Source organism: Bacillus sp. S14(2024) (assembly GCF_050473785.1).
GTDB classification, from domain to species: domain Bacteria; phylum Bacillota; class Bacilli; order Bacillales; family Bacillaceae_G; genus Bacillus_A; species Bacillus_A yunxiaonensis.
In genome coordinates, this window is sequence record NZ_JBFLUP010000006.1 from 4,568,760 (window position 1) to 4,584,600 (window position 15,841).

The 15,841-nt window shown below is 35.2% G+C and carries 17 protein-coding genes and 1 pseudogene; 9 read left to right on the top strand and 9 right to left on the bottom strand.

Annotated features, from left to right (window positions below; all coding sequences use genetic code 11):
• Positions 1 to 93: 93 nt before the first annotated feature.
• From AB1279_RS23020 to AB1279_RS23040, 5 genes are all read right to left on the bottom strand, one after another.
• Entirely contained in the window at positions 94 to 756 is a 663-nt protein-coding gene (locus tag AB1279_RS23020) for a response regulator transcription factor (RefSeq protein WP_336484516.1), read from the bottom strand.
• Positions 753 to 1,946 (bottom strand): sensor histidine kinase, encoded by a 1,194-nt coding sequence (locus AB1279_RS23025; protein WP_429761135.1) that lies wholly within the window; start codon positions 1,944 to 1,946, stop codon positions 753 to 755. The genes AB1279_RS23020 and AB1279_RS23025 overlap by 4 nt, the downstream gene beginning before the upstream one ends.
• Positions 1,947 to 2,166: 220 nt before the next feature.
• Entirely contained in the window at positions 2,167 to 4,110 is a 1,944-nt protein-coding gene (gene abc-f / locus AB1279_RS23030; RefSeq protein ID WP_429761137.1) for a ribosomal protection-like ABC-F family protein, read from the bottom strand.
• 78 nt (positions 4,111 to 4,188) lie between these two features.
• Positions 4,189 to 4,323 carry an RAxF-45 family protein gene (locus AB1279_RS23035; RefSeq protein ID WP_098309333.1) on the bottom strand — a complete coding sequence of 45 codons (135 nt, stop codon included), beginning with the start codon at positions 4,321 to 4,323 and terminating at the stop codon, positions 4,189 to 4,191.
• A 315-nt stretch (positions 4,324 to 4,638) separates the two neighbouring features.
• Entirely contained in the window at positions 4,639 to 4,827 is a 189-nt protein-coding gene (locus tag AB1279_RS23040) for a hypothetical protein (RefSeq protein ID WP_429761139.1), read from the bottom strand.
• Positions 4,828 to 4,919: 92 nt separating this feature from the next.
• Between AB1279_RS23040 and AB1279_RS23045 the strand changes: the two genes are divergently transcribed.
• Positions 4,920 to 5,225 (top strand): YciI family protein, encoded by a 306-nt coding sequence (locus AB1279_RS23045; protein WP_429752769.1) that lies wholly within the window; start codon positions 4,920 to 4,922, stop codon positions 5,223 to 5,225.
• 31 nt (positions 5,226 to 5,256) lie between these two features.
• Positions 5,257 to 6,024, top strand: coding sequence for a DUF4931 domain-containing protein (locus tag AB1279_RS23050; protein ID WP_429761140.1), 768 nt, complete (start codon positions 5,257 to 5,259; stop codon positions 6,022 to 6,024).
• 18 nt (positions 6,025 to 6,042) lie between these two features.
• Here the strand turns inward: AB1279_RS23050 and AB1279_RS23055 are convergent, their stop codons facing one another.
• The 4 genes and pseudogenes from AB1279_RS23055 to AB1279_RS23070 all read right to left on the bottom strand — a co-directional run bounded on the left by AB1279_RS23055 (position 6,043) and on the right by AB1279_RS23070 (position 10,061).
• A complete protein-coding gene (locus AB1279_RS23055) occupies positions 6,043 to 6,576 on the bottom strand; it encodes a transglycosylase SLT domain-containing protein (RefSeq protein ID WP_429761142.1) in 534 nt (177 codons plus the stop codon).
• 164 nt (positions 6,577 to 6,740) lie between these two features.
• Entirely contained in the window at positions 6,741 to 7,499 is a 759-nt protein-coding gene (locus AB1279_RS23060; protein WP_429761143.1) for a TatD family hydrolase, read from the bottom strand.
• A 768-nt stretch (positions 7,500 to 8,267) separates the two neighbouring features.
• Positions 8,268 to 8,876 carry a lysophospholipid acyltransferase family protein gene (locus AB1279_RS23065; RefSeq protein WP_429752773.1) on the bottom strand — a complete coding sequence of 203 codons (609 nt, stop codon included), beginning with the start codon at positions 8,874 to 8,876 and terminating at the stop codon, positions 8,268 to 8,270.
• 227 nt (positions 8,877 to 9,103) lie between these two features.
• Positions 9,104 to 10,061 (bottom strand): annotated as a pseudogene (locus AB1279_RS23070) (substrate-binding domain-containing protein).
• A 136-nt stretch (positions 10,062 to 10,197) separates the two neighbouring features.
• Here AB1279_RS23070 and modA point away from each other — a divergent pair.
• From modA to AB1279_RS23105, 7 genes are all read left to right on the top strand, one after another.
• Positions 10,198 to 10,998, top strand: coding sequence for a molybdate ABC transporter substrate-binding protein (gene modA, locus AB1279_RS23075; RefSeq protein ID WP_429761144.1), 801 nt, complete (start codon positions 10,198 to 10,200; stop codon positions 10,996 to 10,998).
• Positions 10,999 to 11,006: 8 nt separating this feature from the next.
• On the top strand, positions 11,007 to 11,681 hold the full coding sequence (gene modB, locus AB1279_RS23080; protein WP_429761145.1) for a molybdate ABC transporter permease subunit: 675 nt from the start codon (positions 11,007 to 11,009) through the stop codon (positions 11,679 to 11,681).
• A 100-nt stretch (positions 11,682 to 11,781) separates the two neighbouring features.
• The gene (locus tag AB1279_RS23085; RefSeq protein ID WP_429761146.1) at positions 11,782 to 12,081 is read left to right on the top strand and encodes an NUDIX hydrolase; all 300 of its coding nucleotides are present in this window, start codon (positions 11,782 to 11,784) and stop codon (positions 12,079 to 12,081) included.
• 446 nt (positions 12,082 to 12,527) lie between these two features.
• Entirely contained in the window at positions 12,528 to 13,379 is an 852-nt protein-coding gene (locus tag AB1279_RS23090) for a GRP family sugar transporter (RefSeq protein ID WP_429752779.1), read from the top strand.
• Positions 13,380 to 13,514: 135 nt separating this feature from the next.
• Positions 13,515 to 14,318, top strand: a complete 804-nt coding sequence (gene proC / locus AB1279_RS23095; RefSeq protein ID WP_429761147.1) for a pyrroline-5-carboxylate reductase — start codon at positions 13,515 to 13,517, stop codon at positions 14,316 to 14,318.
• Between the two features lies 1 nt (position 14,319).
• Positions 14,320 to 15,153: an aldo/keto reductase gene (locus AB1279_RS23100; RefSeq protein WP_429761148.1), complete on the top strand. Its 834-nt coding sequence runs from the start codon at positions 14,320 to 14,322 to the stop codon at positions 15,151 to 15,153.
• A gap of 213 nt (positions 15,154 to 15,366) precedes the next feature.
• Positions 15,367 to 15,828, top strand: a complete 462-nt coding sequence (locus AB1279_RS23105) for a YusW family protein (RefSeq protein ID WP_429752786.1) — start codon at positions 15,367 to 15,369, stop codon at positions 15,826 to 15,828.
• The last annotated feature ends 13 nt before the right edge of the window (positions 15,829 to 15,841 follow it).

Below are 15,841 nucleotides of genomic sequence, written 5' to 3' on the forward strand. Positions count from 1 at the left end.
ATTCCATCATCTTTCCATCTCTCTTTAGATAGAAAATACATAATAAAAAAGCAGCATTATCTGCTGCTTTTTCATACTTATCTATGCCAAAAGTCATATGTAAGCTGTCACACCGTATCGCACAGCAAAAATAGCTGCTTGCGTTCGGTCACGAAGCTCCAATTTACTAATAATATTGGAAACATGATTTTTTACTGTTCCTTCTGTAATAAATAATTTCTCCGCGATTTCTTTATTATTTAATCCATAGCCTAGTTCCCGCAACACTTCTATTTCTCTCTCTGTTAACTGTCCTATTTGTTCTGGAACACGCTGCTCAGCAATACTATCCACTTTCGTTCTCTTCAATTCTTTCACAATTTGAGCGGTTATATCTTGCGGAAGTACAACTCCGCCTGCATGTGCAGTCAATATTGCCTGCACAATTGTATCTGTCGCCATATCTTTTAATAAATAGCCGCTTGCTCCTTGTTCAAGTGCTTCAAAAATAAGTTCACTATCATTAAAGGTGGTCAACATCAGTACTTTTATGTTAGGAAACTGTTCCTTTATTAAACGTGTTCCCTCTACACCATTTGTATGAGGCATACGAATATCCATTAAGATAATTTCAGGCTGAAATTCTTCAGCTTTTTGCACAGCTTCCATCCCGTTATTTGCAGTTCCAACCACTTCAAGCTCTGGGCGTAAATTTAATAACATCGCTAATCCATCACGAACTAACGACTGATCGTCAACAATCATAATTCGAATCATACCGTTCCCCCTATTACCCACGTCTTTTCTCGAAGTGGGAACTCCACTTTTAATTGAAACCCTTTCTCTTTTTCACTTTCAAACCGAATCATGCCCCCGCGTTCTTCTACACGCTCTTTCATATTAATAAGTCCAAAACCTGGATTCACTTCATTTACACCCGTTCCATCATCAGAAATAGATAAATGCACCTTTCCATCCAAACAAGAAAGCATGATTTCGCATGTGGCCGCCTTACCATGACGCTTTGCGTTTGTTAATGACTCCTGCATAATACGCAATATTGTTGGATGCAGTGACAATGGAATGATGGCTGGATCACCTTGCAATTTAAATGTCGTCCTTACATTTGTTACCTTCGAAAATTCGCCTAACATCCGCCTAATATTACCAACTAAATCCCCTGCATTCTCTTCTTCTTTCAAAGTTCGAACCGATGCTCTTACTTCTTGTAAAGATTTCCTTGCTAACTCATGACACGTTTGCAAAACCACTCCAGTCTGATCTGATTTCTGTTTCAATAACTCCTCAGCAAGCTGTAATTGAACAAGTAATGCCGTCATATTATGACCAACTGTATCATGAATTTCACGCGCAATATCATTTCGTTCTTTAACTGCCGTTAATTCTTCTACTTCTTTTGCATATAGCCGCAATTGCTCATGTGCTTCTTGAAGTGCTTCGTGTGATGAATTTAACTTTTCGTACTGTTCATCTACCGTTTGCCGAGCTAACATTAATTTTTTAATTAATCCTCCAGCAAGAGCACTAAATACAACGAACATAAACGAAATCATATTTCCCCAAATTTCAAGCTCCCCAAAATATTGATATGAATATATTAAAATAGCAAACCAACCTATAAAGAAAAAGCCTATAAAAAACCGTGCTGTCACTTTCGAATGAATATTAATAAATAAAGTTACCGCATCTACACCAAATAAGATTAAATACAGATCTACCTTTGGAAATAAAAATCCAAATATAACTGTTACAATTCCATTAGACAATAATATAAAAAATATCCGTCGCTCCCTGTTATGTGACATCATGAGTAAAAAATGATTCATAACATAAATCAAACAGGCAGTACCAACAAATATTTGTAGTCCTAGTACTCCATGTGGAACCTGCAGAGCATACACAACACAAATAAGAACAATCGTAAGTAGCCGAGCATATCCTAGCATATAGTTTCACCTCGTATTCAAACAAAATATACAAACTTCATATTCTTCTCCTCTTTATGAACCTCCTTTTTAGAAATATAAAAACCCAATTATCAAAACATCTTAATAATATACTAAAAGGTAATTTTTAACAATGAATGTAAAATACAGTGAAGCTTTCATTAGTAGGGGTCTTACCATGAATACACACGAGCTAAAAAAGCTGGCATACACCAGCTTTTTAATTCTTCATATCCATACTATTCTCTAAATCCTCATATAATTTTGTTCTTAATAATTCTTTTTGCTCTTTTTCATTATATAGGCTCTCCAACTCTACAACATTTGTCGTTTCAGACATTTTGCATTCTAACTCGTATATACTTTGCTCCACACTTATAAGCTGCTCTTCCAAATTTATAATGCCTTTATCTATAGGTATTTGTTTTGACACAGCTACTATTTTTTCCTTTTGTACAACAGTAACAGTTTGTTGTTCTTTTTCTCTGCTCTCTTGCCACTTCTCGCGTGCCCAAGCATAATTCCCAGCAAATCCATACACTGTTTGATTATCAATCCAATACGTTTTCGCAAACAATTTATTTAAGAAATAACGGTCATGGGATACAGCCAGAATCGTTCCATTATACTGTTCAAGCGCTTCTTCTAATACTTCTCTCGATTCAATATCAAGGTGGTTTGTCGGTTCATCGAGTACAAGAAAATTAATATCTTGATGCATGAGCTGTGCCAATCGTAAACGCATTCGCTCGCCCCCGCTTAATTGATTCACCTTTTTAAATACAGCTGGTCCGTAGAATAAAAAGCGAGCAAGTATATGGCGGGCTTCTCCTTCTGTTACTGCTACCTGTTCTCGGAACATTTCTAACACCGTTTGTTTACTGTTAACGGTCATATGTTGAGACAAATAGCCTAGCTTTACTCCACTCCCAATACGAATTTCACCCACATCTGGATTCATTTCTTGTAGTAATAAATTCAATAATGTTGTCTTTCCTGTACCATTACGTCCAACAATCGCAACGCGCTCTTGAAAACGAACATGTAATTCTACATTTTGGAATAAAACACGTTCACCAAAATTCTTTCCGACTTCTTTCATGATCACAACATCTTTCCCGCTGCGTTCTTGTCCTTCAAACTGAAGCCCCATTTGCTTATGCTCTAAGACAGGCTTCTTCAATTTTTCCATACGCTCTAAAGCACGTTCCATATTACGGGCGCGTTTATGCAATCCTTCATTAGGCGGATTCGCCTGGTTAGCCCACTCCCTAAGTCTTTTGATTGCCTCTTTCATTTTCTTTATTTTCTTTTGCTGCTCTTGATACGCTTGGAACTCTTGCAGTAATCTTTCTTCTTTCTCCTTTACAAACTGTGAATAGTTCGTATGATATACATGCAATTCCCCATCTTCTAAATCAAAAATCTTCGTTCCGACTTCATCCAAGAAATAACGATCATGTGAAATCACAACGACTGTCCCACCGTATTCCTTTAAAAATTGCTCAAGCCATTCCACCGCGAATAAATCTAAATGATTTGTCGGTTCATCGAGAAATAGTAAGTCTGGCTTCTTAAGGAGCATATAAGCCAAGCTCACTTTCGTCTGTTCACCACCGCTTAGTTCTATAAAACTTCGCGGAAATAATTCTGTTATTTGCAATCCATTAGCGACTTTCATGATATTCGCTTCGATTTCATAACCACCTAAAAAGGAAAACTGCTCCTGTATTTCTCCGTACTCCGTCATCATTTTTTCCGTAACACTCGCTTCATGTTCTTCTGCCATTTTCTGCTCGAGCTCCCGCATTCTCCTTTCTAATACTTGCTCTTTCTCAAATGCAGAACGTAATACATCATATACATTCATTCCTTCAGTAAACTTTGGAATTTGAGCAACATGACCAATACGCGTACCTTTCTTCATATGGATCACACCGCCATCCACTTGTTCCATTCCCGTTAACAGTTGAAAAATTGTTGTTTTACCACTGCCGTTACGACCAACTAAACCAATGCGGTCGCCTTCCCTTATCTCAAACGATATATTTTCAAATATGATATTTCCACCAAACGTCTTCGCTATATTGTTTACACTACAAATCATCATCTTTTCCGTACTCCTTTCAACGTAAAAAAGCCATGGGTAAAGAACCTTACCCACGGCTTTTATTTCAAAATAGAAAAGGGAACCACCATAGTTCCCTTTTCACACGTTTCTATAAAATGGGTGAAGAGACCTCTATCGTTCAATAGTTGTTATGAAATTGCTAAAAAAGGGCATACGTATCCCGTTAGCAACTACACGATGAAAAATTGCACGACAAATGTAGATAAAATCTAAAAATTGCGTGCGTACAACTATAGAACGATTCATCTCTTTCACCTCTTTCGTACGGAATTTTATACTTACCATTTTATTATACTCTCCTAAAATACGTTTGGATAGTCATTTTTCTGAAAATAATGTAAATAGACACATTCATACATAAAAGACAGCTGTGGTTCAAAAATAAAAGGAGGCATAGCACATGATAGATATTGTAAAAACTGTTATTCAAATTTTAGTTGATGCAAAACCAATTGTTGATGAAATTAACAATTCATGAAAAGACGACGAAAAAAGTAAAGACGAGATATCCTAAATTAGGCAGGGTATCTCGTCTTTGTTTTTTTCTACCACAAATTGCTGTTATACAATTTTTTTATAATATGCGTGCTTCTCCATCAGTTCCTCATACGTACCTTCACCTGTAATATGCCCATCCTCTACTACAAGAATTTGATCCGCTTGTAGTATTGTCGATAAGCGATATGCGATGACAAACATCACTTTATTGGAAACGACACATTTCTTTCTTCTTTCATATGATAATTCCATTTTCTAATTTTTCCCTAATCCCACTATAAAGGATTTAAAATGACTTTTCACGAATATGTACTAGTTGGAATATGGCAAATAGGGGGAGAAATATGTTTTTAACAATGGTAAATTATATCCAACCACTTGAGGTTGTGGAGCATTATCTGGAGGAGCATATTCAATTTTTAGATAAATACTATGATCTAAACAAGTTTATATTTTCAGGGCGCCGTAACCCTCGCGTTGGTGGAATCATTTTAATGAATGCTGCATCTGAACAAGAGGTAGAAACAATTATTACGGAAGATCCTTTTTATATTCATAACATTGCTCGTTATGAAATTATTGAATTTACACCAACAAAATACGCAGACCCTTTTCGAATATTCATTAATGATACGCCAAATATAGGATAATTCATATACATACGGTTACAGGGGGAGAATAATGGAGACACAACAACAGCTATTCTTTTTAAATCAGATTGGACAACAAAAGCCAAACAGCATGCAAAATAAAGAAACAGCTTGCCCATTTTGCGATCAAACACAACTAAGCAATATTTTAGAAACGGATGAAACAATTATTTGGCTAAAAAATAAATATCCGACATTACAAAATACATTACAAACAGTCATTATCGAAACTAATAATTGTCACGATCATATTGCAACCTATACACAAAAGCATATGCGAAAGCTTATACGATTTTCAGTTAAGCACTGGTTATCATTAGAAGAAAGCGGAAAATTCCAATCTGCCATTTTATATAAAAACCATGGACCGCTATCAGGAGGAACAATCCACCATGCACATATGCAAATTATTGGTATGGAGCAAGTCGACTATCGACAAAATGTAAGAGCAGAACATTTCCAAGGAATCCTTGTAAGCAAAGAATACGGAATTGAACTAAATATTTCTACTCATCCAATTATCGGTTTTACAGAGTTTAACATTATAATAGAAAATATGAATCAAATTGATCTGATAGCTGACTACATTCAAAAAACTGTACGCTACGTATTACACGATTTTCATAAGAGGTGTAATAGCTATAACATGTTTTTTTACAAACTAGATAGACAAATTATATGCAAAATTGTTCCTCGTTTCGTTGTTTCACCATTATACGTTGGCTACAACATTCCTCAAGTCTCTACACAATTACAGGGAGTAAAAGAACAGTTAAGAACATATTTTATAGAAAAATAGAGTAGGTCATCATACAACCTACTCTTTCATAACACCTTTATTTTTATAATACACATCCTCTAACCCGATGTTGTAATTCATATTTTTATCCGTCCACTCCGTTCCAAGATTACCAGGCCAGCCGGATGTGTTCGCTATATATTTTAGTAACTCAAATTCTGTTAAACCCTTCTGTACACCTCTTTTATACCCCTTTGCCAAATGGGGCATGGCAATTTGAGCATTTGTTCGCGGATCTTTTAATTGCTCATCCGTTACATTCTCAGGAGCAATTCCACCACCACGATGCAATTGAAATAGCCCAAATGATGTTCCATGATCGCCAACGGCTCTTGGATTTAGACGGCTCTCATGCTCGGCAATTGTAAGAGGTATCCATTCTGGGAGATTATATTTCTTAGCCTCTTCGCTAATAATTTGTTTCATCTGTTTTGCTTCTTCTGAATCAGCATAGCTTGGTTGATTTATAGCTCTTTCTATTCCTTTTGATTCGCCCCGAAAAAACATATATACTCCCACAACTGCTAAGAACCCTATAAAGAACTTCTTCACGTATCTTACCTCTTCTTTCGCTGAAATTTGTCCCCTTTCAGCCTTACATATATACAATTGCTTCATTATCTATCATACCAAGAATATTCAATACCGCCATCCTTCTGAGGTCTGATTTTGTGATGCAGAAGATACGAAACATACATAAAAAAGTAATATTCCTATTATATTTTATAAAATTGAACTGTATTTTTATAAATAGTTTCCGCTGCATCTTCAAGTGCTAATCCTTTTACTTCACTCACACTCTTTAACACTTGCAAAATCATATGCGGATGCGTCATTTCATCATTAAATTTCCACGGCCCATCCGTTTCTACCATAAGATGCGATAATGGATAAAAAGCAACAATATCCTTAATTTTTTCTTTATATACAATGTCAGGGGTAATAGAGATATAATATCCATTCTCTATCATTCTCTCCATCGTTTGTTGACTCCCCTTAAACCAATGAAAGTGAGCTCGGCGTATTTGATAAGATTCAAGTAAATCACAAACAACCTCTGCGTCGGAATACACAGCGTGTAATACAATTGGCAAATCATATTTTTGGGCCAAGTATATGAACCTTTCTAGTATTTCAATATATGGTTTCAATAACAAATTTGGATTTTCTTGTCGTAAATAGTAGGGTAAACCAACTTCTCCAATCGCTACAATGTTATGTGCTTCCTTTTCAATCAGTTGATAAATCTTTTCACATTGTTTGAAATCAATGTCTTGCTCGGGATGATATCCAAGAGCTGGATATATAAACGAATAGTTCCTTGCTAACTCCAACGTTTGTTGACAAGAATGATAATTCATGGAAACAGCAATCATTCCTGTGATTTCCTTCGCCTTTTGTATATCTTTAATTAACTGTAATTGCTCTTCTTTTTTATATTGATCCAAGTGTATATGGCTATCAATCCATCTCATTTCCATCACCTCTTTCTTTTATTTTAATATAATTTTCTATAGTTCTAAAAGGTATGTATAATAAAAAAACAAGAAGGCCATCCTTCTTGTTCATCTATCTATTAAACAATGAAATTGGTAATCACATCAAAAATCCCAATACATGCAATCGCAACGCCAAAGTAGCTAAAACACTCTACAAATGAAAACTTAACTACTTCTTCTTTTTGCATCCCTCTCGTCTCCCTTCTATAATCTCCCTAACTTCTATTTTTGTTTTCATTATGAGCGAAATATGACAAAAGAGCCATCGAATTTACTTACGTTAACCTTACATTTTTGTAAGGTTTTAAAAAAATAGCCTCATCTCTCTTGAGATGAGGCTTACAGTTAGTTGGTTGTTAATCCTTTTCATCACATCATTGCTTCAGACAGAAAGACATATTTCATTCTTTCTGCCTTTATTGTAAATAATACTACCAAGTACAACCATCGAATTACATTACACGTACCTTACAAAAATGTAATGCTACTGTAAGCTAATTCGATAGCTATAACTCCTCCTATTTCGTACAATTAAGTCAGAAACAGGGCATCTAAAAAACTGTTTTTACTATATTAAACAAGTAAGGAGAGATTCTAATGGACTCGCTAACAGTGCGGCTCTTCTTACAGCATGAATTTATACTACCGCAATGAGTCTTATATAATTTTGTGTTCCCCTTTCCCCTTATATAGATAAAACCGAAAAGACGACCTTCTATGCCAGGTCGTCTTTTCCCATTTCCCTTATGCTATTTTACCCTCTTGCAACGCTTCTTTTAACTGTGTAAACGTCTCATTTAATTTTTCTGTCATTAGTTGCATCACTTCTTTACGATCCATCTGTGCTGCTTGCTCCACTTTAATCGGATCACCAAAAATTAACTGCGCCCTTTTTCCACGAAACAAGTCTTTTAAATTATTAGGCCCAATGTATGCAGCTGGAACTAACGGAACATTAGAGCGAAGGGCAATCGTAACAGCGCCAGCTTTCAGTGAAGTTGCTTCTGCAGATCTCGTTCCGCTCGGAAAAATCCCAACAACTTTTCCTTCTTTTAATAATCTAGATGGAATTTTCAGTGTACTTGGTCCTGGATTTTCACGATCAACCGGGAAGGCATTTACATTCTTAAAAAACCAATTCCCAAATTTACTTTGAAACAATTCTTTTTTCGCCATGTAATGAATTTTCGTTGGTAATATTCCCGTTGCTAACATTACAACATCCATCCAGCTTGTATGCGTACAAGCTACAACATACGCTCCGTCTTGCGGTAATTTTTCTTTTCCATACACTTCTACTTTTCCGAAAGTTTTAAATATATATTTCAACGACCTTGTAATGAATGTATACATTCGATCTGTTCCTTTCTACAATTCAATTTTTTATAACTGTATTTACTTTTAATTATAACACTAAGTATTAATAGTTAGTAATAAAAATAAGTGACAAATTTTAAAATGTTATCCATAATTCCTTACGAACAATGAAATCTTATCCCCCGATTCTTATGCTAGAACAAAAAAGTATTCCTTAATATACATATAAAAAGTGCTGCTTGTAGGATGACAAGCAGCTCTTTTTAATTTGTTTCATACATAATTTCACCTGTTTTACTTATATCATAACCACCGATAGCACGCAGTTCATTTTGAAATTCAGAAGACTGTAATACTTCTTTTACTGTCTCAATCAACGCAGTATTTTCTTCTGTTTTTAAAATCACTAAATCATAACGTTCTTTTATAACTGGAACAAAATCTATATTTACAATTTGCGCTACCTTTTCTGTCCCTACCCCTACATCCGCTTTTCCATTTGCTACTTGAGAAGCAACGCCAATATGGTTTGACTCTTCCCAGTCATACCCGACAATACTCTTTTTAGATATTCCATTTATGCGCAATTGTTCATCAACAAGGACACGAATACCAGATCCTCTTTCCCTATTTACAAATTGAATGGATGCATCACATAAATCATGTAATGTCTTTATGCGTTTCGGATTTCCTTTTTGCACATAAAAACCGGATGTTCTTGATAATAAGTTAATAACAATACAAGGTTGTCCAACTAAAATTCGTTTCACATACGGAATGTTGTATTCTCCTGTATCTCCATCGAACAAATGGAGACTAACAATATCTCCTTTTCCTTGATACATTTGAATCAAACTTGCTAAGCTCCCTTGATATGCCCTTAGTATATTAGGAGCTTTCAAATGATTTTCTAAATGTTTGGTTAACATATCTAGAGACAAATCTTGTCCGCTAATAATACAAGAATGGGATTTATTTGTTTGATTTATTACCTGTATAGATGATGAATCAGCTTGTATCTTCCCTGTTTTCATCTTTGTAATATATCGCTCTAAATCACTTGCATCAATACGCATTTGCCTACCAACTCGATAAGAGGGCAAATCACCTTTTTTAATCAAATCATACACTGTTAATTTCGATACTTTTAATCGTTTCGCTACTTCTTCTGTTGTGTAGGAATGATGATCCATAAGCCGATTCCTCGCTTTCTGCCTTCATTGTAACAAAAACAACAGTTTTTCTTCTATTTATTTTTACTATTGTGAGAAAAATCACAACATATCTAATTATAACTATTTATAATTAGATATAATTAGTTATAATTAAAAAGGGATGAAAGAAAGGAGAAATGAAGATGAACAAGTACATATTTCGTTTTATTTGCAGTATTTTATTCGCGCTATTTCTCGTAATAAGTACAGGATGTACAAACACAAGTAAACAAGAAAAAACAACTGCTAAAAAAGAAAACATTGAACTTACCATTTCTGCTGCAGCTAGTTTACAAGACGCTCTAAAAGACATTCAAACACAATATGAAAAGAAAGAACCAAATGTAAAGCTTTCATTTAACTTTGGAAGTTCCGGTGCTCTTCAACAACAAATTGAACAAGGAGCTCCTGTCGATCTATTTTTCTCGGCCGCAGAGGACAAATTCGAAACACTTGTAAATAAAGGAATCATTGATCAAAAAGAAGGAAAAAATCTGCTCGGCAATGAGTTAGTATTAATTGTTCCAAAAGATAGTAACATAAAAGATTTTCAAGCATTAAAAGAAGATCAAGTGACAAAAATTGCATTAGGTACACCTGAATCTGTTCCGGCAGGTAAATACGCAAAAGAGGCTCTTACTCATTTAAACCTTTGGAATGATCTCCAAAATAAAATGGTATACACAAAAGACGTACGCCAAGTATTAACGTATGTGGAAACAGGAAGCGTTAATGCAGGGATTGTTTATAAAACAGATGCACTTATTTCTAAGAAAGTAAAAATGGCTAACACAGCACCAACAAATTCGCACGAACCAATCCACTATCCACTAGGTATTATAAAAGCAACGAAACATAAAAAAGAGGCAACCGCTTTTTACGAATATTTACAGTCTAAAGACGCTATAACTATCTTTAAAAAATATGGTTTTACAGTACTGTAGTAATCATTATGATATTTGATGCATTTTGGTCGCCTATCATTCTTTCACTAAAAATTGCTGCACTTGCTACTATAATCGTGATGGTGTGTGGAACAATTATTGGACGTGTTCTAGCTCGTTCGTCAAAACGCTATAAAGTTTTATTAGAAACATTTTTCTTATTGCCAATGGTACTCCCGCCTACTGTAATTGGATTTTTTCTTATTATTATCTTTGGAAAAAACAGTCCCATTGGCCAGTGGATAGAAACCTTGTTTCAACAATCTATTATGTTCACATCTTGGGCCGCTGTTATCGCTTCAACTGTGGTTGCATTTCCACTTATGTACCAATCAGCAAAAACAGGGTTTATCATAGCTAATGAACAAATTGAAGATGGTGCTAGAGACCTCGGAGCAACTGAAATACAAGTGTTCTTATATGTAACATTACCACTTGCTTTCCCTTCTCTACTTGGCGGAATGATTTTAAGTTTCGTACGTGCCCTAGGAGAATTTGGTGCAACGCTTATGTTCGCCGGAAACATTCCCGGTAAAACACAAACAATTCCAACTGCAATCTACATGGCAATTGATGCGAGTAACATGTCACTTGCGTGGGCACTCGTTCTCACAACTGTTGGTATGTCACTCATCTTTTTGTTGCTCATTCAGCTTATAAATAAAAGAATAGCATCTTCCTAACAGCAGCTTTCGACAAAGCTGCTCTTTTTTGATTATTTCCCGCGAAATGAGATGAAAAGACGATTTCCTTGTAGAATTATAGAAGAAAAGGAGGGATTTCATGTTTAATCAAACACTTTGCTTTATAAGAAAAGATGATGAAGTATTAATGCTAAATCGGGAAAAAGCACCGCTGCAAGGATTGTGGAATGGTGTTGGTGGTAAAATGATAGAAACAGAAACGCCAATGGCATGCATTCTACGTGAAATTGAGGAAGAGACAGGACTACATTTAACGGAGAAAGAAGTCACCTATAAAGGAACATTATCATGGACAAATGACCGTACAAATTTCGACGGATTGTACCTTTTTACCGCTAACCATCCATCTGTACAAACCTTCGCAATCCCTTCAACATGACTTTCGTTTGCTCTTACAACTTGAATTTTACTTGTTTCCTTCTCTTGCATTGCATGAAATTCCAAATCTTCCACCCCTTTTAAATTAAGTCTCTAAATTAATTATACAGAATATTCCATCACTTTCCAAAACTCTAGTCCCCTATGAATCCCTCTACCTTTTCATACCTTTATAAAATATTAAAATTTTTCACATTCATAGAAATATACATTCTATTTGAATTTACTTTCTAAACGAGATACTTTCCTGTTATTATATGAGGGTGCGAAAAAGGGAATAAATGAAAACGCATTTATATAATGATGGTGCTCTTTCTATTCACAGCACTACTTCATAGATGTGGAGTCATGTTTTAACAATCGGTAATCCTCTACTTCTCAAGTAGGAAATTACCGATTGTTAGAACGGAATACATTTTATTGATATAACAAGAAGGGAGCCTTGTAATGGACATTTTATTAGCACTTCTTCCTGCATTGGCATGGGGAAATATTTTATTAATAAGTGTAAAAATGGGCGGCGGTGCATATAGCCAAACAGTAGGTATGACAATTGGCGCTCTAGTCTTCGCAACAATCATGTATGCATTTACAACACCTGCATTATCCTTAACTATATTAATTGTTGGCTTTATTTCAGGTTTATTTTGGGCTTTGGGGCAAGTCAATCAATTAAAAACAGTTCAAACAATAGGCGTTTCAACGACTGTTACAATTTCAACAGGTATGCAGCTTGTAGCTACTACTATCTTTGGGGTTATCGCATTTCATGAATGGACAACAACTACTACAATCATTCTGGGAACGATTGCAATCCTGTTAATTGTGATTGGTGTTGTTTTTACTTCTTTAGATGATAAAGAAAATGCACAGCCACCTGGACAACTAAAAAAAGGAATCGTTACTCTAATTACTTCTACTTTTGGTTACCTTGTATATGTAGTCATTATTCGCTGGTACAACGTTGATGGTTGGTCTGCTATTTTACCTCAAGCGGTTGGTATGTTCGTTGGAGCTGTTATACTAACAGCTAAACATAAACCATTTAACAAATATGCAGTTCGTAATATTTTATCTGGTTTATTATGGGGTACAGGTAACTTATTCTTATTCCTTTCTCAACCAAAAGTTGGTGTTGCAACAAGTTTCTCGTTATCCCAAACTGGAATCATTATCTCAACATTTGGTGCAATCCTCTTCTTAGGTGAAAAGAAAACAAAACGCCAAATGGTATTTATCGCACTTGGTAGTGCATTAATTATTGGCGGTGCAGTTCTTCTTGGTATGACAAAATCTTAATTATATATCCTAGTTTCGGAAATGATACTTTCTGAGACTAGGATTTTTTTATGCGTAAGTCTTTTCTTTTTACAATTATCTTTCATCAATGTTATCGTTTTGTTACTACATTTCCTATAGGAAGGATTAAAGGATATGCAAAAGAAACAACGAATTTTATTTATTGGTGCAGGCCGTATGGCAGAAGCAATATTTACTGGTCTACTTAAGACGAGTAAAGAATATATCGAAGAAATTATTGTATCCAATCGAAGCGATACAGAAAAACTCAAGCAATTAGAACAACAATATGGCGTATCAACTACAAATGATTGGAAACAGTACATCAAGGTTGTGGATACCATCGTTTTAGCAATGCCACCAGCTGCACATGAACAGTTATTAGCGGAATTATCTCCTCTTCTAACTCATCAGTTTGTAGTGACTGTTGCTGCTGGAATTGGCCCATCTTACTTAGAAGAAAAACTTCCTCAAGGTACACCAGTTGCCTGGATTATGCCAAATACAGCTGCGACGATTGGACAGTCTATCTCCTTATATACGATGGGACATTCCGTAAATGAAGAACAGCAAGAAACACTGCAACTGCTTTTAAAAGGCATTGGTACATCACAACTTTGCACAGAAGAAGAAATTCATCAACTAACTGCGGTTACTGGCAGTGCACCAGCCTTCCTTTACCACTTTGCTGAAGGTCTAATTGAAGCAACAAAAAGTTATGGAATTAATGAAGCAACAGCAAAACATCTTGTCATTCAAATGATTGCTGGTTCTGCCGCTATGCTCGAACAAGAACAAGATCCAGCTATGCTGCGTGAACAAGTGACAACGCCAGGTGGCTCAACTGCAGAAGGTTTAAAAGTTTTATATGAGCATAATTTCTCAAAGATCATTCACCAAGCAATTGAAGCAACAAATAAAAAAGCTAGGGGGAATTAAAGTGAAATTAACGAGCTTACAAGATTACACAACTTTACATAATGGTGTGAAAATGCCATGGTTTGGTTTAGGTGTCTTTAAAGTAGAAGACGGCTCAGAAGTTATTCATTCTGTAAAAACAGCGATTAAAAATGGCTACCGCAGCATCGATACAGCTGCTGTATACAAAAATGAAGAAGGTGTCGGGCAAGCCATTCGTGAAAGCAACGTACCTCGCGAAGACCTATTTATTACTTCAAAAGTATGGAATAGTGATCAAGGTTATGAATCTACACTACAAGCTTTCGAAACAAGTCTACAAAAGCTTGGCTTAGAGTACTTAGATTTATACTTAGTGCATTGGCCTGTAAAAGGTAAATATAAAGAAACGTGGAAAGCGTTAGAAAAACTTTATAAAGATGGTCGTGTTCGTGCTATTGGAGTGAGTAACTTCCAAGTTCATCATTTACAAGACATATTAGAAGATGCAGAGATTAAACCGATGATTAACCAAGTAGAATATCACCCGCGCTTAACACAAGAAGAATTGCATACGTTTTGTAAAGAACATGATATTCAATTAGAAGCATGGTCACCATTAATGCAAGGTCAATTACTTGACCATCCGACATTACAGGAAATCGCGGCAAAGTATAACAAATCAACTGCACAAATCATTTTACGCTGGGATCTGCAAAATGAAGTTGTGACAATTCCAAAATCCGTAAAAGAGAATCGCATTATTGAAAATGCAGACATCTTTGATTTTGAATTAACTACTGAAGATATGAAAGCAATTCAATCTCTAAATGAGAATCACCGTGTTGGTCCGGATCCAGATAATTTTAACTTTTAGAAAGAAAGCCACTGTATATGCACAGTGGCTTTCTTCTCTTTAAAAAACTGAATACAACTTACTTGTTTACTCATTGTATCTATGATGCTTTAACAAAAACGGATACCTTTCTTTACACTTCATTTCCGTATTGCAAAAAACATTACTTTTTCTTACATAAAAAGATAAAAATTGGAAAACCTTTTATTGAAAACTACTAAGGAGGCATACAAAATGAAAATCTTATTTTCAATTCTTTTAGCATTCATGCTAGTACCTGCAATGACAGGATGTACACCAAAAAAGCAGGATACAACTACTAATAAGAAAACGACAGAAGGAACAAAAGATGCAGTAAATCAAGATTTAAAATTAAGTTTTAATGAATTCGATTTAAAGGCAAATTATCAAGATACAAAGAAAGACTACGAAGCAGACTTTAAACAGAAAAAAGCAACTGACAAACCAGAAGCAAAAGTAGACGATAGTAAAACAAATGAAAGGTTGGCTGGAGATGAAGCAATGAATAAATTGGCTCCGCTCTTACAACAGCTTAAATTTGATAAGGACACAAAAGACCAAGATGTCGTTAATCAAATAGTAGATGTATTCCAACTCGATAAAGATTATCAAAAATTCGACTTAAAAGTTGTCTTTACAGATGGAACGAAAAAAGAATATAAAATGCCAAAATAAAGTGAAACTTCCT